Origin of the sequence: Shewanella sediminis HAW-EB3 (genome assembly GCF_000018025.1) — a bacterium.
Lineage (GTDB): Bacteria > Pseudomonadota > Gammaproteobacteria > Enterobacterales > Shewanellaceae > Shewanella > Shewanella sediminis.
In genome coordinates this window covers 3,317,128-3,335,896 of record NC_009831.1, presented here as the reverse complement: position 1 = coordinate 3,335,896, position 18,769 = coordinate 3,317,128, and the positions used below count along the sequence as shown (strand labels likewise).

The 18,769-nt window shown below is 46.5% G+C and carries 17 protein-coding genes and 1 riboswitch; of the genes, 15 read left to right on the top strand and 2 right to left on the bottom strand.

Translation table 11 applies throughout. The features are described from left to right. The first annotated feature begins 380 nt into the window (after positions 1–380). The 4 genes from nirB to SSED_RS14455 all read left to right on the top strand — a co-directional run bounded on the left by nirB (position 381) and on the right by SSED_RS14455 (position 6,762). Positions 381–3,053 carry a nitrite reductase large subunit NirB gene (gene nirB, locus SSED_RS14470; protein ID WP_012143102.1) on the top strand — a complete coding sequence of 891 codons (2,673 nt, stop codon included), beginning with the start codon at positions 381–383 and terminating at the stop codon, positions 3,051–3,053. Further along, positions 3,050–3,385, top strand: a complete 336-nt coding sequence (gene nirD, locus SSED_RS14465) for a nitrite reductase small subunit NirD (RefSeq protein ID WP_012143101.1) — start codon at positions 3,050–3,052, stop codon at positions 3,383–3,385. The genes nirB and nirD overlap by 4 nt, the downstream gene beginning before the upstream one ends. 3 nt (positions 3,386–3,388) lie before the next feature. After that, complete coding sequence (locus SSED_RS14460) at positions 3,389–4,855, top strand: NarK family nitrate/nitrite MFS transporter (protein ID WP_041422192.1); 1,467 nt, start codon at positions 3,389–3,391, stop codon at positions 4,853–4,855. A gap of 86 nt (positions 4,856–4,941) precedes the next feature. Beyond that, positions 4,942–6,762, top strand: a complete 1,821-nt coding sequence (locus SSED_RS14455; RefSeq protein WP_012143099.1) for a bifunctional protein-serine/threonine kinase/phosphatase — start codon at positions 4,942–4,944, stop codon at positions 6,760–6,762. 187 nt (positions 6,763–6,949) lie between these two features. Here SSED_RS14455 and SSED_RS14450 read toward each other — a convergent pair whose 3' ends face one another. Further along, complete coding sequence (locus SSED_RS14450; RefSeq protein WP_012143098.1) at positions 6,950–7,381, bottom strand: SRPBCC family protein; 432 nt, start codon at positions 7,379–7,381, stop codon at positions 6,950–6,952. 309 nt (positions 7,382–7,690) lie between these two features. On the opposite strand from SSED_RS14450, the gene SSED_RS14445 reads away from it, so the two are divergent. The 4 genes from SSED_RS14445 (at position 7,691) to SSED_RS14430 (ending at position 10,769) form a co-directional block, all read left to right on the top strand. After that, positions 7,691–8,869: a tetratricopeptide repeat protein gene (locus SSED_RS14445; RefSeq protein ID WP_012143097.1), complete on the top strand. Its 1,179-nt coding sequence runs from the start codon at positions 7,691–7,693 to the stop codon at positions 8,867–8,869. A 320-nt stretch (positions 8,870–9,189) separates the two neighbouring features. Then, on the top strand, positions 9,190–9,825 hold the full coding sequence (locus SSED_RS14440) for a LuxR C-terminal-related transcriptional regulator (RefSeq protein WP_012143096.1): 636 nt from the start codon (positions 9,190–9,192) through the stop codon (positions 9,823–9,825). A gap of 233 nt (positions 9,826–10,058) precedes the next feature. After that, complete coding sequence (locus SSED_RS14435; protein ID WP_012143095.1) at positions 10,059–10,412, top strand: hypothetical protein; 354 nt, start codon at positions 10,059–10,061, stop codon at positions 10,410–10,412. A gap of 9 nt (positions 10,413–10,421) precedes the next feature. Beyond that, a complete protein-coding gene (locus SSED_RS14430; RefSeq protein WP_041421712.1) occupies positions 10,422–10,769 on the top strand; it encodes a hypothetical protein in 348 nt (115 codons plus the stop codon). Positions 10,770–11,158: 389 nt separating this feature from the next. Here SSED_RS14430 and SSED_RS14425 read toward each other — a convergent pair whose 3' ends face one another. After that, positions 11,159–11,572, bottom strand: a complete 414-nt coding sequence (locus tag SSED_RS14425) for a TetR/AcrR family transcriptional regulator (RefSeq protein WP_012143093.1) — start codon at positions 11,570–11,572, stop codon at positions 11,159–11,161. 571 nt (positions 11,573–12,143) lie between these two features. Here SSED_RS14425 and hinT point away from each other — a divergent pair. The 7 genes from hinT to SSED_RS14385 all read left to right on the top strand — a co-directional run bounded on the left by hinT (position 12,144) and on the right by SSED_RS14385 (position 18,768). Then, positions 12,144–12,500 (top strand): purine nucleoside phosphoramidase, encoded by a 357-nt coding sequence (gene hinT / locus SSED_RS14420; RefSeq protein WP_012143092.1) that lies wholly within the window; start codon positions 12,144–12,146, stop codon positions 12,498–12,500. A gap of 16 nt (positions 12,501–12,516) precedes the next feature. Beyond that, positions 12,517–13,521, top strand: a complete 1,005-nt coding sequence (locus SSED_RS25180; protein WP_012143091.1) for a PaaI family thioesterase — start codon at positions 12,517–12,519, stop codon at positions 13,519–13,521. 53 nt (positions 13,522–13,574) lie between these two features. Next, the gene (locus tag SSED_RS14405) at positions 13,575–13,967 is read left to right on the top strand and encodes a YcfL family putative periplasmic lipoprotein (RefSeq protein ID WP_012143090.1); all 393 of its coding nucleotides are present in this window, start codon (positions 13,575–13,577) and stop codon (positions 13,965–13,967) included. Between the two features lie 137 nt (positions 13,968–14,104). Then, positions 14,105–14,224, top strand: a riboswitch (TPP riboswitch). 65 nt (positions 14,225–14,289) lie between these two features. After that, complete coding sequence (locus tag SSED_RS14400) at positions 14,290–16,500, top strand: TonB-dependent receptor (protein WP_012143089.1); 2,211 nt, start codon at positions 14,290–14,292, stop codon at positions 16,498–16,500. 107 nt (positions 16,501–16,607) lie between these two features. Continuing rightward, on the top strand, positions 16,608–16,868 hold the full coding sequence (locus SSED_RS14395; protein WP_012143088.1) for a hypothetical protein: 261 nt from the start codon (positions 16,608–16,610) through the stop codon (positions 16,866–16,868). Positions 16,869–16,970: 102 nt separating this feature from the next. Further along, positions 16,971–17,612 carry a nicotinamide riboside transporter PnuC gene (gene pnuC / locus SSED_RS14390; RefSeq protein WP_012143087.1) on the top strand — a complete coding sequence of 214 codons (642 nt, stop codon included), beginning with the start codon at positions 16,971–16,973 and terminating at the stop codon, positions 17,610–17,612. 118 nt (positions 17,613–17,730) lie between these two features. Then, on the top strand, positions 17,731–18,768 hold the full coding sequence (locus SSED_RS14385; protein ID WP_012143086.1) for a phosphotransferase: 1,038 nt from the start codon (positions 17,731–17,733) through the stop codon (positions 18,766–18,768). Position 18,769 lies beyond the last annotated feature (1 nt).

Here is an 18,769-nt window from a genome sequence, read left to right as displayed (position 1 = left end):
CTTCCTCGCTTCCTCGCTTCATCAAGTGTATCCCTCCATTTATGTAATTGGAGTACCAGCACCAAAATGGTGCTCCGGGGCTTTTTCAGTGCGGGATATTTTATAGCTTTGTGTAGGGTTATATGTTTAGTCGATTTTAATCAGTTAGTTATGGCATTTCCCTTTCTGGCATAGTCACTGCAAGTCTCTATATAGGTTACGACATAGTGTATCTTTAGCTGCAATCTAGCTTTGGTTGCATCGTACCTTTAGTTGTAATGCAAGTAGCGGCTGCAACCAACAACAATTCAGATCTTACCGGCAATGGCGCCATGTTCTCATAGAGGAGCATGGCGCCTTTTTGTTTTTAACGATCATCACTGAATAATGGAGAGTGCTTTATGGGGTGTATAAAAACTGAGCTAAACCTAAAACCAAAATTACTCGTTATAGGTAATGGCATGGTCGGTCATCACTTTATCGAGCAACTGTGCGATCAAGGGCTGAATGAGCAGTTTCAGGTGGAGGTGTTTGGCTGTGAGAATCTCCCGGCCTATGACAGGGTTCAGCTGTCAAAGTACTTTGAGACAGGCAGCCCTGAGGCGTTGATGTTGGCCAGTGTGGATGAATATGCGAAGCAGGGAATAATGCTTCATCTGGGTAAAGAGATCGTTCGTCTGGACACCGAAAATCGAACGGTCTACAGCTCTGATGATGAGATTTGGAGTTATGACAAACTTGTACTCGCCACAGGATCCTACCCTTTCGTTCCGCCAATCCAAGGTAAAGAACGTCCACAATGTCTGGTTTACCGCACTATCGACGACCTCGAGCAGATAAGTCAGGCAGCGCAGAGTGCCAACTCCGGCGTGGTTATCGGTGGAGGTTTATTGGGTCTGGAGGCCGCGAATGCGCTGTTAACCCTGGGGTTAGAGACTCATGTCGTGGAGTTTGCGCCACAACTGATGCCCGTTCAACTCAATGATAAGGCGGGTGAGCTGCTGTGTGAAAAAATTCAGGCCCTGGGTGTGTCGGTGCACATCAGCAAGGCGACGACCGCCATCATTGACGGTGAACATGCCCGCCATCGAATGACGTTTAACGACGATAGTTACCTTGAAACGGATCTCATCGTCTTCTCTGCAGGCATTCGTCCGCAAGATACCTTAGCGCGCCAAAGTGGCATTGAAGTGGGTGAACGCGGTGGTATTAGTGTGGACAACCACTGCTTAACCTCTGCACCGGATGTGTATGCCATCGGCGAATGTGCACTCTGGCAGCAGCGCATTTTTGGCTTAGTGGCGCCGGGTTACCAGATGGCGAGAGTCGCGCTGTCCCATATAGCAGCGGGCATTTCAGGCTCAGTGGCAACTCAGTTTAAAGGCGCTGACATGAGCACTAAGCTTAAGCTTCTGGGCGTTGATGTGGCTTCAATCGGTGAGAGTCGTGGGTTTGAAAATGCACAATATGTGGAACTCAATGATAACCAAAGTGGTACCTACAAGAAGCTCTGGTTGGATGAAACAGGACAATACCTCAAAGGCGCCGTGCTCGTCGGCGATGCCAGTGATTATAGTCTGTTGTTAAACCAATATCTGTCCGGTGAAAAAATTGAAACGCCGGCGATATCACTGCTGCAGCAAGATAGTGATGCACCTATGACGTTAAATGATGATGCCATCATCTGCTCCTGTCATCAGGTGACCAAAGCGGACATCGTTGAGAGAGTCGTCGCAGGTGACCACAGCCTAGCGGCCATCAAGGCATGTACTAAGGCCGCATCGGGCTGCGGTGGCTGTGGTGCTTTGGTTCAAGAGATCATCAGCCAGACCATGGAGGCGCAGGGTTTAGAGACGCAAAAGGGCATATGCAGCCATTTCGAGCATGACAGGCAGGCACTGTTTCACCTGTGTCAGGTCGACGGCATCTCAAATTTCTCCAACCTGATCGGTAAACATGGAACGGCTGACGCTGCCAAGTTGGGTTTAGGGTGTGATATCTGTAAGCCGCTGGCGGCATCGATTTTCGCATCATTAGAAAACGAGTACGTCCTCGTTGTTGAACATGCCAACCTTCAAGACAGTAACGATGCTTATCTGGGTAACCTTCAAAAAGATGGCTCTTACTCTGTCGTGCCCAGAATTGCCGGTGGTGAGATCACCCCGGATAAGTTGATCGCTCTGGGGGAGATCGCCAAGCGCCATGATCTGTATACCAAGATCACCGGTGGACAACGTATCGATCTGTTCGGCGCCGCCCTGTCTGACCTGCCCACAATTTGGCAAGCATTGATAGAGCAAGGGTTTGAGACGGGCCACGCCTACGGTAAATCACTCAGAACGGTTAAATCCTGTGTAGGAAGTACCTGGTGTCGTTACGGAGTACAGGACTCAGTGGGTATGGCAATAGAGCTTGAGAATCGCTACAAGGGGCTGCGGGCACCCCATAAGATTAAGTTTGCCGTTTCCGGCTGCACTAGGGAGTGCGCCGAGGCGCAGAGTAAGGATATAGGGGTGATTGCAACGGACAAGGGGTGGAACCTTTATGTGGGCGGCAATGGGGGTATGCGTCCACGCCATGGTGATCTGTTTGCAACCGATCTATCAACCTCTCTGTTGGTGCAATACATAGACAGGATATTGATTTTTTATACAAGAACGGCCTCGAGACTGCAGCGCACCTCTGTTTGGCTTGAGTCTTTAGAGGGGGGATTAGATTACCTTAAGTCGGTGATCATCGATAACAGCTTGGGTTTAGCTGATGAACTTGAGATCCAGATGCAAAAGGTGATCTCGACCTATCAATGCGAGTGGAAAACCAGTCTGGAAAGCCCCGAATTTCTGACCCGATTTAGCGAATTTATTAACCCCGCGCAGGAACCCAATGCAGATGTAGAACAATACCGATATTCGAGAGGGCAACGCTTTCCCGTCGATGCAAAAGGGGGAGCGGGGATTATTCCTGTGATGAATATCGGTCTCTGCACCGTCGATAAAGATCTGGATGGTTTAGCCGTTCAAGTCAGCTCGGTAGCTCTTGTTGAAGAATCGGCCCAAAAGGAGTGTGAAGTATGAATTGGTTAGCTATTTGCGAAGAGAGTGCGCTGCCGGTGTTTGGCGGGATCGCAGCATGGGTAGAGGGTAAAGCCGTTGCCATTTTCAATCTGGGCGAGCAGGGCATATTTGCCATGGATAACACAGACCCTGCGACTGGCGTCGGCGTGCTGTCACGGGGCTTAATCTGCGATCTGCAGGGGGATATTTTTGTCGCTTCACCTCTGCATAAACAACATTACAGCTTAACAAACGGGCAGTGTATGGAAGATGAAAGCTTAAGTGTTGAGCTGTATTGGATCAAATGTGAACAGGGCAAGGTGTTAATCTGCACCGCAATTGTAGGGGAATAAATGATGAGTAATGAAAAATTTAACCTATTTTCCTTCTCCGGAAAGATGAAAATCATGCATCTGAGCTGGATGGCATTTTTTATCTCGTTTGTGGTTTGGTTTAATGCGGCGCCATTGATGGGTGTGATAGCCGAAAGTCTGGGTTTGAGCAATGGACAGGTAAAGACCTTATTGATCCTCAATGTGGCTTTAACCATTCCGGCGCGTGTGATAATCGGCATGGTGACGGATAAATTTGGCCCCAGACTCACCTATTCCATCTTATTGGCCGTCTGTAGTCTGCCCTGCTTTATGTTTGCACTGGGAGATAGCTTCGAGCAGTTGGCGTTAGCCCGGTTCCTGCTTGGATTTATCGGTGCGGGCTTCGTGGTTGGTATTCGCATGGTCAGCGAGTGGTTTCCGGCAAATGAGCTGGGTACCGCGGAAGGAATTTATGGTGGCTGGGGCAACTTCGGCTCTGCGGCCGCGGCCTTTACTCTACCTGTTATCGCCATCTTCTTTGGTGGTGAAAATGGTTGGCGATACGCCATAGGGCTCACGGGATTACTGAGCTTAGTGTTTGCCTTTATCTATTATTTTAATGTCACCGATACTCCTAAGGGCTCAACCTACTTCAAGCCTAAGAAAATCGGTGCTCTGGAGGTGACCAGTAAAGGTGACTTGCTCCTGCTGATCATAATGAAGCTGCCCATGTATGCCACGCTGGGCCTGCTGGGATGGAAGTTATCGCCCTCGGGTATCAATATGCTTACTCAGGAGGCGGTGAACCTGATTTACGCCGGCCTCGGTGTGGTGCTGCTGATAGACCTTTATCAAACTTATCAGATTAATAAGCACCTCTTCGATGGACCGGTACCTGAATTCGAGCGCTACGCCTTTAAGCAGGTTGCGGTACTTAATGTGCTCTATTTTTCGACCTTTGGGTCTGAGCTCGCCGTGGTCTCTATGTTGCCGCTCTATTTTGCCGAGACCTTCGAGCTTGGTCTGGCGCAAGCGGGGATGCTGGCCTCTACCTATGCCTTTATGAATTTGGCCTCTCGCCCGGGGGGCGGCTGGATTAGCGACCGTTTCGGCCGTAAACCTACTTTGATGCTCTTAACAGCAGGCTTGGCGCTGGGCTATTTAGGCATGGCTCAGATCACCAGCGAATGGTCATTACCCTTAGCCGTGGTAATGGTGATGGGATGCTCCTTCTTTGTGCAGAGTGGTGAGGGCGCCGTGTTTGCTGCCGTACCTCTGATAAAACGTCGCCTTACGGGGCAGATAGCCGGGATGACGGGGGCCTATGGTAACGTCGGCGCGGTATTTTTCTTAACGGTTTACTCTCTGGTATCGACTCAGGCATTTTTCTATGTCATTGCTGCGAGCGCCGTATTGGGGCTGATAAGCTTGCTGTTTTTGACTGAGCCCAAAGGGCATATATCCGAGGTGAACGATAAGGGAGAGGTGACCCTGATTAGTGTGAGTTAAGTTCAGCGTAAATCAGTGCTCAGTGTGAATTGGCGGGCAGTATAAATTAGCGGTCAGTGTGAATTCAACAGTACATCGGGAGTGATATGACAGCATCGGTACCAGTAAAAGCCTCCTTATATGACGCTGCCTTGCCACTTAATGGAGCATTATCTATCGCAGCGGGTCAATATTCATGTCGAGGCGTGAAGCCGAGAAATGAAGATGCCATCGGGATCCGTATTCCCGATGGTTTGATGCTAACCACCAAAGGCGCCGTGACGGTTATCTGTGATGGTGTGAGTGCTGCAGAGGCCGCTGAGCAAGCCAGCTCGATCAGTGTGAGTAACTTTATCACCGATTACTATTCCACCCCCGACAGCTGGAGTGTAAAAAAATCCAGTTCACAGGTGATCACCGCATTGAATCGCTGGTTATTCGGTTTGGGACAAGATTATCGAGAGGCGCACCGGGGCTATGTCTGCACCTTTACCTCGCTCATCTTCAAGTCTTGCACCGTGCACCTGTTACATGTGGGAGATTCGAGAGCCTATCGCTTTCGAGCGGGAAAGTTTGAGAGATTGAGTCGCGATCACGTCACCGTGCTCGGCTCTGATAAGCGCTATTTGGCAAGGGCGTTGGGTTTAGATGTGAAACTCGATGTTGATTATAGAAAACTGGATATGAAGGTGGGCGATCTCTATTTGCTGACCACAGATGGTATTCATGATGTGGTCAATGATATGGAGATCAGATCCCGGATAACGGCTTTTAATCGACAATGGCAACGAGTGAGTGAGTCAGTTGCCCCTGCGGACTCGAGTCACTTCGATGAGTTTTGTCGGCAACTTAGTCATGATGCGGTCACACTTGGCAGCACGGATAATGTCAGCTGTCAGCTGCTCTCAATTGAACGCTTGCCGACTCAAAACATCGATGATCTCTATCAGTACCTCTCAGCATTGCCTTTTCCACCGCCATTGAAAGAGGGGATGAAGTTAGACGGCTACCTTATCGAGAAAATACTGCATCAGAGCCAGCGCAGTCAGGTCTATCTGGTGACTAACGAGCAGGGTGAATGGCGTTGTATCAAAACCCCTTCGGTGAATTACTCAGATGACGCCGCATACATAGAGCGTTTCATGCTGGAAAGTTGGATTGGACATAGGATCAATAGCCCCAACGTGGTCAAATTACTCGATAGGGACAGGCCGAAGTCTTCGCTCTACTATGTGACGGAATACCTTAAAGGTATGCCATTGAGCCTCTGGGTTGACCGCAACCCTAATCCATCGGTACAAGAGGTGTTGGTGTTATTAAAGCAGATAGAGGCTGGTGTCAGGGCATTTCATCGCAAGGAGACGATACATCAAGACCTTAAACCGGATAACATCTTATTGACCTATGAAGGCCAGATTAAAGTTATCGATTTTGGTTCCTGCCATATCAAGGGGATTGCCGAGATATCCACCCCATTGCAACGAGATATCATTCTTGGGACGGCCGATTACTCTGCACCGGAAAGTGTTTTGGGTTACAGAGTTACCAATAGTGCCGATCTTTTCTCTTTGGCGGTGATAGCCTTTGAGATGTTAACAGGACAGCTGCCATTCAAAGGAAAATTAGCTCAGTGTCGCAGCAAGCGTGATTACCAAAAATTACGTTACATTCCCTGTTATGAGCTCAACCCTATGATCCCGCTGTGGATGGATCCTGTGATAAAGCAAGCCTTGAGTATCGACCCCGACCAGAGACAAGGTGATACCAGTGAATTTTTATATGAGCTTAGTCAGCCCATCAATTCGATGAGTAAGAGGGCGGCTAAATTTGATCTGTCTTTGTCTCTGCTCGATAGAAATCCGCTTCGTTTCTGGCAAGGGTTAACGGTCTTTTTTGGTTTGACCAGCTTACTGCTGTTATTAATATAAGGATGCTAGATTCGAGCTGCCTGAGGTTCTAGAGTGTAGGAGTGGCTTCAGCCGCGAAGCTGTTTGATGCCGTCTCGAGATGATGCCGGAAGTTATAAGGCTCAATGTTGAATGCAGCCACCCAGGCAGGCAATGCCTGAGTGTAGGAGCGGCTTCAGCCGCGAACCCTGCTAAATACCGGTTATGATCAACTGGACGATAAGGTGTCTTTAAGTCCTGCCAGTAGCGCCCCATAAATAGGGTTACAGAAATCGGCGACCTCATTTTCATTTTCAGACTCGTAGGTCGAGCTCCACTCAACCTGCGTGCCTTGTTCGGACTCGGTGAGTTTCACAACACCGACATAGTTATTCACCGCAGAGCTGGATACTGGGCCTGGTCCATCATCGATACTGTAAGAAAAAGTAAATGCATCGGCATCGAGACTGAGTAAAGTTTCATGAAACAACTCATTCAGCACTCTTTTTGCGCCTACTTCATCTCCATTTTTATCGCCAACTTTAGCCACTGAGGTAATAACCTGTGGGGCCCAGGACATATCATGAAAATCGCAGATCGTTTTCCATACTGTTTTGATTGGGGATTTTATCTCTATTTTGTTGTAGCAAGTTCCCATCATATTTTCCTTTGCGTATCTCGAAACTAAAAGGGTACTTTTAAATATAGATGAGATTTTATTGAAGCTAACGGCTTTAGGGATTGATAAGGGAATAATGGTTGGCTAAATTTGAATCAATCTTGCTTTTACTATACTGTAATAAATCTAATATTAGTCAATGCTTTACTAGTGATAAGTGATAAGTGATAAGTGATAAGTGATAAGTGATAAGTGTATAAACCACTCGATGGCGGCTATTTTAGAGTGAGCACTTATCTCTTTGTGAAAAAGAGCTTGCATGAAAAAGAAAATATAATCAGGAGTTGTATCATGAAACGGATTTTTCATCGTGTCGTTCCGGCCATTGCCGCTTTAATGTTAATGACAGCGTGTTCGAGTCATATTTCATCCGTTAGCTCGGCTACACCCGTTATGCCGCAGATGAATGATAATCTGTTTGTATCGGGCAGTGATGTCACATCTACACCCATACCTGGATTCGAGCGTTTAATGGCGTTGACGCCGGAACAGATAGAAGATCTTCACCAGTTTGTTAGTCGTGACGATATTGCTCAGTTACCCAAAAATAAGCAAGTGCGTGAGTATCTGTTCACTAAGTTGGTCAATTTCAATTATGAGGGAGAGAATTACTCGGCAAGTGTAGCACTCGAGAAAGGGAGCGGTAACTGCATGACATTGGCGCTCCTAACCTATGCGGTAGCGAGAGAGTTGGGGGTTAAAGCCGTGTTTCAGGTGATGCATACCCCGCCTATGCTGCTGGAGGTCACCTCAGATCTTGCTGTTACTTCGGACCATGTCCGTACTTTTCTTTATGAAGATGATACCGACAATAAAGGATTTTATTTTTCAGGACGTACATATGTCATTTTGGATTATTTTCCGGATAGATACGATAGGGGGGGGAGGAAGATAGGTGAGCAGCAATTTATCGGTATGCTCTATCGAAATTTTGCAGCCGATGCGCTGTTGGATGGAGATCTGAATCGGGCCTTCTCTCTGCTAAAAACCGGAACGCAATACACTCAAGAGTATGCACCACTGCTGAATATGTTGGCAATCATTCATCGCCGAGCTGGGGATGATGAAACGGCTAAAGAGTTTTATCGATACGCGCTCAATGTTTCAGAATCTAAGATCACTCTTTTGAGTAACTACCACTATCTATTAACCCTGAACGGGGAGGTGGAGGCCGCCCATCGCGTTAAGTTGCAGCTATTGGCTCTGGAAGACTCGAGCCCCTATAGTTGGTACGTGATGGGAAAGGAGGCCCTGGATGAGGGAGATAATCAGAGTGCTAAAATCTACCTAAAAAAGTTTCTACAAAACACGCCCTATTACCACAGGGCATATTTTGATCTGGCCAAGGCACAATATGCGCTTGGTGAGTCAGTCGCCGCAAGAAGCTCATTATCTCAGGCACTCTCTTATGCCGAGTTACCTGAAAGCCAAAGGCAATATCAAGCCAAGCTCGCCTGGTTAAATCAATAACGATTGATTACCTCTTTTGGTATAGCGCTTTAGTCTAGTCCATTGGTCGAGATCGATCCTTTCGGCTACTTTGCTTTCATACTCCCGATGGATGCTCTCTCCCTTAGTTCAAGGGATAATTACTGACAATCAATGGCATTGGTCCAAGAGAGCTCGTTGAAAAGCGGTTGGATTACCGAATAAGAATGAGATTATTAAGTTGGCCAAAGTATCTACTTATCATGTGAAAGTAGTAGCTAGATTTGTTGCCTTAATGTAGGTTGTATTGTTGCTGGTCTGGTTTGTGATAACTGCCTATTTCGTAGCATGGAGTGCGATTAATGTTCAAAGTTACCCATTGGGTTGTCGTTTCCCGTTCTCAACTTTTATGTGACCTACTCGAAACCCGCTGGCCCCAGGAATTTTTAATCAAATTGTATAGTGTCAGGCCCGAGTCGCTCGAGTGTCAGTTGAGAGAGACGCAATCATCCTTAGTCATTTTCGACCTTGCTTCGGTAGATGTGCAAGTCGCTTATCAACTGCAGCGACATATCGAACGTGAACACGCAGGATTAAAAGTCGTTTTTATTCATTTCCCGAAACAGGTCGATATTAAATTTTTAATTAACCCCTCGGTGACGGCGGGTGTTTTTTATAATGATCTCTCTCTCGAGGTTATTGGCAAGGAGTTAAACAATATCCTCAGGGGCAGGAGCTATATTCCTGCTGAGCTCAGCGTTGGCAGCAGTGACGAAGAGTTCAATCATGAAGAGAGTGAAAGTTTGACGATCCGAGAGCGAGAAGTGCTACAGGCGTTGCTCTCGGGCAGTACCAATGTGGATATTGCCAATCAACTCTTTGTTAGTGAAAGCACAATTAAGACTCATCTGTATCGAGCATTTAGAAAAATTGGTGTGTCCAGTAGGGGACAAGCTATTGCCTGGGCTCAGACCCACCTCCATGAGGTTCATGCTTGATATAGTGTGTATTAAGCAGAAGAAAGCAGGAAAGTGATGACTTTCCTGCTTTTTTTTGTCTTAAAAAAAGTGATAACGATTAATGACGAAATGAAAAAGGACAAGCAATAAAGGTTGAAGGGGGAACTGGTGATTACGCACTGCGCTATACAGTTGTGTATGCGTTGTGTATACTTGCACTCTATCATTTACTCTCAGGGTAAATATTCATCGTTTAAGTTGAGGTTTTTAAGATGGTTAAGTCACTAACGGCTATTTTAAGCATGTTTATATTATATTTTGGCACCACTGTTTCTTTTGAATCTAATGCCGCGACAGTCGGCTGTGAACGCGCCGGTGGGGTTAAGTGTCAACATGTCAGCCCTAAACGTGTAAAAAGAGGGGCCGTGATTGTTGTTCCTAAGACTCATCGCCATTATCGCTCTTATCATTCTCCTATGTTAACGGCTTTGGGAATTGCCATCATTTTGGATGCTGCGGGTAATGCGGTAACTGAGAAGGGACAGCAGGTTGTTGTACTGGGTGAGGGTAATGAAGTCAGTAATGTGTATGAGAAAGATGGCACTGTTTACTTGATTAAAGCCTAGGATACGGTGATGAAAAGTATCAATGAGTTTACGCGTAATCTCGGGACTCTCGATACGCTGCTCACGATTTCATTGGCTATTTTGACTATGGGTGGTGGATTTACGCTACTGACCATCTATGGTTATCAAGATTCCCTATGGGGCATATTAGCTCTGCTAACCCTATCCTTTAGTTTGTACATCATAAAGGTCACACTCTTTGGTATGGCGGCAACGTTAATCACCATCGCAAATAATTCGGCCCCGGAGAGTGATGGAAGAGATGATACGTCGAAAGATGAAACCAGATTGAAGATCATCAAGGTCAAAAGTTTTGGTCTATGTTCATGTTGTGATGAATTATACCAATCGGTATAAGAAAGTGATCTACTCAGAGCTTTTTTGGCAAACTAATTCAAGGCGAATGGATGAGAGAATGGTGATCCCTTCTGAAGTCATTCAACGCAGAAGTAGGCAGCCAAAAACACTCCTGAAAGGCAAGTTTTAGCGCATCCGATGCTGTGTTAACGAGCTTAAACGTAGAGTAACTATGCTCCTCACTCGCTGCCTTGCCTCGAAAGCGCTAAATTCTAGCTGAGCGATCACATCTTTATACTGATTGGTATATACAAAAATACTCTGGATGGAAAATATGTTTGCTCTGCATGCCAACATATTTTGATCAAATTAAAGGGTATAGATTCTATTATTTAGAGTTTGGGCAAGATAAATGGGCGAGTTTCAAACTGCGCCCAGAGATGTTGGTGCTAGGCTTTTTGAATTCTTTCGGTATTTAAGAAATCAAACCCTTGCTTGAGGAAAGAGAACTCTTCTACATCAGGCAGACTCTGTACTGATTTGAACATCTGCTCAAAGGCGGAATCAATCATGAGTCTATCGGCCAGTTTCAGGTAGTTGTAGACCACAGGCCTGAGTACAACAGTAAAATCACCGGTTAACTCTTTATATCTTTGCTCTTCAATCGCACATGTATTTTGCACCAGCTCACGCATGCATAATGCGGCAAGCAGAGAGTTTTTATCGCTGAAGGATTGATATTGAGCCGCTCGTGAATACCCAGCCTTCTTATGAACATCTGACATGTTCAGTGCTATCATTCCATGTTCTCTAATCAGATCGGTAGCGGCATTAAGTAACGCGGTTTCTTTATCGGTAAGCATGATGTTATTCCGGAAAAATTTTATCTATTAAATGCCTATCCACAACTCTTGTCAATATATATGTATACACAATTGTGTAATTGTTGTTTTTCTGTTTGGTTGCCGTTGTTTTTGTGGGGGGGCTGGTTGTAGTTGATTGTAATTAGTTGTTCGTTTAGCCAACAAGTTCAGTCAGATATAATACCAAATCCTGGATTCGCATAATAATACCAATCGGTATAAGAAAGTGATCTACTCAGAGTTTTTTTGGCAAACTAATTCAAGGCGGATGGATGAGGGAATGGTGTTCCCTTCTGAAGTTATTCAACGCAGAAGTAGGCAGCCAAAAAGACTCCTGAAAGGCGAGTTTTAGCGCATCCGATGCAGTGTTAACGAGCTTAAACGTAGAGTAACTATGCTCTTCACTCGTTGCCTTGCCTCTGAAGCGCTAAACTCTCGCTGAGCGATCACATCTTTATACCGATTGGTATAAGTGGATGCTTTTAAGAAAGATGAATCTAGTGTGCTATCGATCATAAACCCATAAATATAGGTATACTTCTATTATTCCCATCGAGTCGAGGACATTATAGTGGCCGAAGAAACCATTTTCAGTAAAATTATTCGTCGTGAAATCCCTGCAGAGATCTTGTTTCAGGATGATTTAGTTACCGCTTTTCGTGATATCAGTGCGCAAGCACCGAGCCACATTCTAATTATACCCAACCATCTGATCCCGACCGTGAATGAAGTTAAGGCATCAGATGAGAAAGCGCTTGGCCGTATGGTGACCGTTGCTGCTAAGTTAGCTGCGGAAGAGGGGATCGCAGAAGATGGCTATCGCTTAATTATGAACTGTAATAAACATGCCGGACAGGAGGTGTTTCATATACATATGCACCTGCTTGGCGGTGAGCCCTTGGGGCGTATGTTGAATCCTGACAGATAATGGTGAGTACGGAGTCATGAAGGTTAACCCTGAGTTTTTCCCCTTAACACAAATAGCGACTCGTTTCGTCGATCAGCTTGCGCAGTGTCGTCGGCTGAATTTGACTGTACATGAAGCGAGTGAGCACCATGTATTGATAGAGCTGCCCTATAGCAGTGAATTGATTGGTTATCCCGATACCGGCGTTATCCATGGTGGTGTGATCACTACCTTGATGGATACGGCGAGTGGCAGTGCTGTAGTCTGTTCTATCTATGATCACTATCATAGTTTAGAGCTATCACCGACTCTGGATTTGCGTGTCGATTACATGAAACCGGCACAGCCCAATAAGCCTGTCTATGGGTTTGCCGAGTGCTATAAAATATCGTCGAGCGTGGCCTTTACACGCGCTATCGCGTACCAAGATTCAATCGATGATCCGATTGCTCATGCCGTCGGTTCATTTATGCGGATAAGCCCTGAGATGATTGGCGATAATTTTCGTCAGGCGTTGCTGGGCAAGGCAATTGAGCAGCCTAGGAATGTTTCGCTCTCGACTGAGTGCCAAAGCCAGAACCAAACACACACTCCCGAACGTTCAGCCTTGTTGGACGTAAAAGAGATAGTTAAACAGGCCACCGAGCTCAATGACTTCAGTCACCTGTTAGCGCATGTCCCCTATACCAACTTTATCGGTATGGCTGTCGAGCGTTTCGGTGACGAGTTGGTATTCAGGTTACCCGCGAAGGATGACAATATCGGTAATCCGACCCTGCCTGCTATTCATGGTGGCGTGATTGCCGGATTTATGGAGATGTCAGCCATCGTTCAATTGATGGTGTTTATGAACACCTCAAAAGTCCCTAAGGTTGTTGATTTTTCAATCGATTATTTAAGGGCTGGTTACCATAAAGATACATTCGCCGAATGTAAGATCACGCGACAGGGTCGCAGGGTGGCTAATGTTAGTATCGATTGTTGGCAGACAAGCAGGAAGAAGCTTATCGCCACGGCGCGGGCACACTTCTTGATTGATTAATTTCGAAATCGGTTACTTCGATTGGAACCATTTCTGTGACAGAGAGAAAATTTATGAAGAAAAAATTAGTACTGGCATTTGCCGCAGCACTTCTAATTACCGCCTGCGCTCCACATACCTCAGGTATCATGGGAAGCTCGACCGGTGAGGTAAGAGTCGATAACCGAAGCTTTGGCAGTGAAGTCAGTGTCAATCAGATACAGGCCCGTCAACAGGGCGACTTACTGCAGGGCTCAGGGATCATACAGAGCAAAGTTGCCACCGATCTGCGTCTTCAATATAAATTCACCTGGTATGATGTCAGCGGGTTTACCATAGAAGATGAAGCGAGCGCCTGGAAATCGTTAAAACTTCACGGAAAGCAACGTATGCAGGTGACGGCGCTTGCCCCGAATGCGAATGCGGTCAGGTATGAGCTCTATGTGAGAAAAGCTTTCTCTAACTAATCTCTGTTTTTGACTGGTTTTACTTGTGACTGGTTAAAATTTTTACAAAAAACGTCAGCTATGCTGACGTTTTTTTATGAAAATTCACTTAATGATGACATAAGTATGTCAATCACTTGTTTAACTCATGTATACTTGCCGGCGCCAAGGGGTGATGCTGTGCTGATAATATTAGTGCCGTGTCTGAGATGTCATAAGACAAACCCTTTGAACCTGATCCGGCTAATACCGGCGTAGGAATGGGCCAATAAGTACAATTGTATTTGTACCACCTTTCTCGCTTTTCCAGTTGCCGGATCTCAAAATATTAATTTGGGGTCCTATGTCTATTTTTAAACCGTTTACTTTTAAACCATTTACTTTTAAATCACTTAGTTTCAGATCTGATACGTTAAAACGCGTATCACCAGTCGCACTTGCCATCTCTACGGCATTGACCAGCGGCTATGCCTTCTCTGCCGAACCAGCCAATGAACCTACCACCTCCGATGAGATGGAAGTGATTGTGGTTACTTCCGATTTCAGAGGCGCTTCCTTAGACAAAATGCCGTCGAGTATTACCGTTATCGATCAACAGCAGATTGAGGATGAGGGGGCTCAGCATTTTGAAGAGGTGCTCAACTCGATTGCTAACTTCAACTGGTCCGGTGGAAGTTCGAGACCTAAATACTTCCAGATCCGAGGTGTCGGAGAGCAGGAGGAGTATCAAGGGGCACCTAATTCTTCGGTCGGTTACATCATCGATGATATCGATATGTCCGGTCTTGGCATGATCTCCAGCATGTATGATCTTCAGCAGGTTGAAGTGCTTCGCGGCCCTCAAGGAACGCGCTACGGTGCTAACGCATTAGCAGGCTTAATCTACCTTAAGAGTAATGATCCCACCGATGTCTTTGAGCATGGCGCCGAAGTGTCGATGGGTGATGATGACCTCACTACATTCAGTGGTTTTAGCTCGGGTCCATTGACTGATTCGGGCAAGTTACTCTATCGGGTATCTTTGCAGCAACATAAACAAAACGGCTATAGAGATAACCTCTACCTGGGCCGGGATGATACCAATGGGCGTGATGAGTTTACCGGACGTGCCAAATTACGCTGGTATGCGACCGACCATCTTGAGCTCGACCTTACCCTGCTTCATGCCGATTATGATAATGGCTACGATGCCTGGACATTAGATAACAATGGCTTCGATACGCTCACCGATGAGCCCGGTGTCGATAAACAGCGCACCACAGGTAGCTCGCTGAAGATGACCTATTCCGGAGCCGAGTCATTCGAGCTCGTCTCTTTGACCTCTTATGCGCAAACTCAGCATCATCATGGTTACGATGGCGATTGGGCTAACCCGGATTATTGGGGGGATCTGACCTGTTATGGCGAGGCTTGCCAATATGACTACACCTGGAACAAAGAGGGTGAACGCAAATCCGTTAGCCAGGAGTTCAGACTGAGTTCAACCGAAGCCGGACGGATCTTTGCCGGGAGTACCGACTGGTTAGTGGGTCTCTATGGCATGAAACTCGATGAAGATAACGACACATTAGAGATCTATAACGGTTGGGAAGATCCGTTAACGGCAGAATATGAGGCTGAAAATCTGGCCGTCTTTGCTCAAATAGACTCAGACTTAGGCAATGATTACTCCCTCTCTGTTGGTGCCAGAGTCGAGAGCCGTGACAGTGAGTATGCCGATAGTGCCGGCGATGCGTTTAACCCGAGTGAAACGATGTGGGGCGGGCATATTGCTCTGAGTAAGGCTATAAGTCTCACTCAGCAGGCCTATGTCAGAGTCGCGCGTGGTTATAAGGCGGGTGGCTTTAATATGTCGCTGCCAACCGAGCTGTCGGACAAGAAAGAGTACGATACCGAGACCCTATATAACTATGAAATAGGACTTAAATCCAACTGGTTAGAGGGGCAGGCGTCAACCAATTTATCATTTTTCTATATGGACAGACGTGATCAACAGGTGTCGGCCTCACAGCAGAACCCTGATGAGCCACAGAAATTCATCTTATATACAGAGAACGCGGGAAGCTCGCACAATTATGGAGCCGAGTTAGAGGGGAACTGGTACGCGACTGATAATCTAAAGCTTTATGCCACTCTGGGCTGGCTTGAAACTGCCTATGGTGATTATGAGTATCAGGATAAGTATGGCGGAACCGTCGACCTGTCGGGCCGTGAACTCGCTCATTCTCCTAACTTTACCTATAGTGCCGGTGCCACCTATCGCACCGATTCAGGCTGGTTCGCTAACCTGACGACCAGTGGTAAGAGTGATTTCTACTACTCAGACAGCAACGAGTCTAAGTCTGATGCCTATACTATCTTTAATGCGCGTATGGGTTATGAGACCGATCTCTGGTCAGCCTACCTGTGGGGGCGTAACTTGTTTGATGAACAATATGGCACCCGTGGCTTCTACTTCGGGAACGAGCCGGATCAGGATTGGGCCGATAAGCAATATATTCGTTATGGGGATCCGCGCCAGTTAGGATTAACCGTTAACGTCAAGTTTATGTAATTTACTACCTGCGGGATTAAATTGCTAAAACATGTGCAAGCAAACAAGAAATTAACTTAATTGTGGCGGTTTTCTTCTTATAAAGAGGGCTGCCTGAGGTCAATGAAATGAAATTAACTGCCGAGATAAGCTGTTACCCTTTACAAGATAACTACCTGGATCCGATCAGATGGTTTATCGGTCGGGTCGATAGTTATTCAAATATCGAGCGTAAAACCAATGCGATGGCGACTCAGGTCTGTGGTGAGTACAGCGATGTGATGTCTATGCTTGCCGTTGAGATGCAGGCCGCCCATGAGAAGTGGGGCAAGGCCGTATTTGTGTGTAAGTTTATTGGTGGTGAGCTGGATCTCTCTCACAGCGAATAACGGGTATTACCCAAGATACGCCATGATAAACTCATATTTACTCAGGTAAATGTGAGTTTATTTTTTTAGATGACTAATCAGAAATAGAAAGCGGATAGCGTAATGACAGATTTTTGGGCTGCATTGTTGAATACGATCAGCGGTGCCTTGATTGAGGCAAACGCCTTAACGGCGTGGGAGGCCGTCGCGGTCGTTCTTGCGGCGGGATACTTAGTACTGGCGATGAAAGGCAGTATATGGTGTTGGTTTGCTGCATTTTTCAGTACAGCCATCTATACGGCGCTTTTTTGGAAGGTATCGCTGCTGATGGAGTCGGTGCTGAATGTCTACTATATGGCCATGGCCGTGTATGGTTTTCAGCAATGGTCGAAGGGGAAACAGGATGAGCTTGGCAGCGCGGTTGTCTCCTGGAGCCTTACCCGCCATACCCAGATAATCCTTGTGACGGCAGCAATCTCTGGTGTGGTCGGCTACCTGATGTCTAACCATACTCAGGCTTCTTACCCTTACCTCGATGCGGCAACGACCTGCTTTGCGGTGATGACGACCTACCTGGTGGCCAAAAAAGTGCTAGAGAATTGGCTATACTGGGTCATCATAGATCTCATCTCTATCTATCTGTATTTACAAAAAGGGCTGATGCTAACGTCATTGCTGTTTATTCTCTATGTCGGTATGGCTATCGGGGGATATTTTTTATGGAAAACGACGATGCGAGAGCAGAGTCGGGCACTCTCATATTAGACAGGTATATTAAGTCGTTTTATAAATAGTCTTATTGATTGGCTTTAACCTGAGTCAGTATGATGGCAGTTTTGCACAGAGGGCGTGATTGCCTGGAGCGTGAGAAGATGAGTAAACCATGAACCCAGAAAAACGCCTCCATGCAGTGCTGTCAGCATCGGTTATCGATGAACTTAAGCTTGCGGGTTTGAACTTTACTTCCGAGAGTGTGGTGACGCCTCTCGTTCATGGCTTGAGTAATCAAAACTATCTCATTAATGACGGTGAGCGAAATTGGGTTCTCAGGGTCAACTCATCGGCGAGCAGCCAACTCTGTGATCGTCAATCTGAAGTGAGAAACTGGAACATTGCCGCAAAGCAGGGGTTAGCACCAAAACTGATTTATGTCAGTCCAGATCATGCTTATTACCTTAGCGAATATATTCAGCAAGCCCATCAAGCACAGTGGGGCAGCCTGTTAACGGCAAAACCGGCGCACCCTTTGATTGATGATGCGACACTATGGCCTGATGCCGAAACCCTGTTGTTACCATTCTTAAGAGGGGTTTCCCGCTTACCTGTCCCCAAAAATAATATTGGTGTAACTAAGCAGTGGGCGATCTACCGAGAAAAACTGGCGCTTATCGCTGCTAATCAGTCCACACTCTCCAATTCGGTGCAGGCAGTGCAATGGCAAGAGAGTCACATGGAGTTGTTGGCATTAGAGAATGATATTATTCTCTGGCTCGAACAACTCAATGCCTGTTCGCACTCAGACCAATACAGTCACAGGGATCTCAACCCCCATAATCTACTGTATAAAGAGGGGAGGATTTATTGTATCGATTTTGAGTATGCATGCAGCTCTCATCCTCTGTTCGATCTGGCGGGGGTCCTGTCGACCCATGCACTTTCCACGGCGCAGCGTCATTATTTGATAGAGGGCTATCTGGACGGTCACCCCAACTTAACCTCCGCTGCGAAGGCGGCCCTGCCCGGCGCAATAAACATCTATTGGGTCTTCGCCGCCTGTTGGTCTCTGTTGATGGCCGCCGACAGTAGCGATATTACCGGTATCTCTCTAAATAATGAAAAAAATGATGAAACTGGGGTTAATCCTCATAGTTCCCAGGAATATCTGGATTGTTTCGATAATTTTGTTGCGTTAATCGGCTGAG

Bases quoted from the DNA above. Each gene is read 5' to 3' on its own strand.
- nirB (WP_012143102.1), top strand. From the start codon at position 381: ATGGGGTGTATAAAAACTGAGCTAAACCTAAAACCAAAATTACTCGTT.
- nirD (WP_012143101.1), top strand. From the start codon at position 3,050: ATGAATTGGTTAGCTATTTGCGAAGAGAGTGCGCTGCCGGTGTTTGGC.
- SSED_RS14460 (WP_041422192.1), top strand. From the start codon at position 3,389: ATGAGTAATGAAAAATTTAACCTATTTTCCTTCTCCGGAAAGATGAAA.
- SSED_RS14455 (WP_012143099.1), top strand. From the start codon at position 4,942: ATGACAGCATCGGTACCAGTAAAAGCCTCCTTATATGACGCTGCCTTG.
- SSED_RS14450 (WP_012143098.1), bottom strand. From the start codon at position 7,381: ATGATGGGAACTTGCTACAACAAAATAGAGATAAAATCCCCAATCAAA.
- SSED_RS14445 (WP_012143097.1), top strand. From the start codon at position 7,691: ATGAAACGGATTTTTCATCGTGTCGTTCCGGCCATTGCCGCTTTAATG.
- SSED_RS14440 (WP_012143096.1), top strand. From the start codon at position 9,190: ATGTTCAAAGTTACCCATTGGGTTGTCGTTTCCCGTTCTCAACTTTTA.
- SSED_RS14435 (WP_012143095.1), top strand. From the start codon at position 10,059: ATGGTTAAGTCACTAACGGCTATTTTAAGCATGTTTATATTATATTTT.
- SSED_RS14430 (WP_041421712.1), top strand. From the start codon at position 10,422: ATGAAAAGTATCAATGAGTTTACGCGTAATCTCGGGACTCTCGATACG.
- SSED_RS14425 (WP_012143093.1), bottom strand. From the start codon at position 11,572: ATGCTTACCGATAAAGAAACCGCGTTACTTAATGCCGCTACCGATCTG.
- SSED_RS25180 (WP_012143091.1), top strand. From the start codon at position 12,517: ATGAAGGTTAACCCTGAGTTTTTCCCCTTAACACAAATAGCGACTCGT.
- SSED_RS14405 (WP_012143090.1), top strand. From the start codon at position 13,575: ATGAAGAAAAAATTAGTACTGGCATTTGCCGCAGCACTTCTAATTACC.
- SSED_RS14400 (WP_012143089.1), top strand. From the start codon at position 14,290: ATGTCTATTTTTAAACCGTTTACTTTTAAACCATTTACTTTTAAATCA.
- SSED_RS14395 (WP_012143088.1), top strand. From the start codon at position 16,608: ATGAAATTAACTGCCGAGATAAGCTGTTACCCTTTACAAGATAACTAC.
- pnuC (WP_012143087.1), top strand. From the start codon at position 16,971: ATGACAGATTTTTGGGCTGCATTGTTGAATACGATCAGCGGTGCCTTG.
- SSED_RS14385 (WP_012143086.1), top strand. From the start codon at position 17,731: ATGAACCCAGAAAAACGCCTCCATGCAGTGCTGTCAGCATCGGTTATC.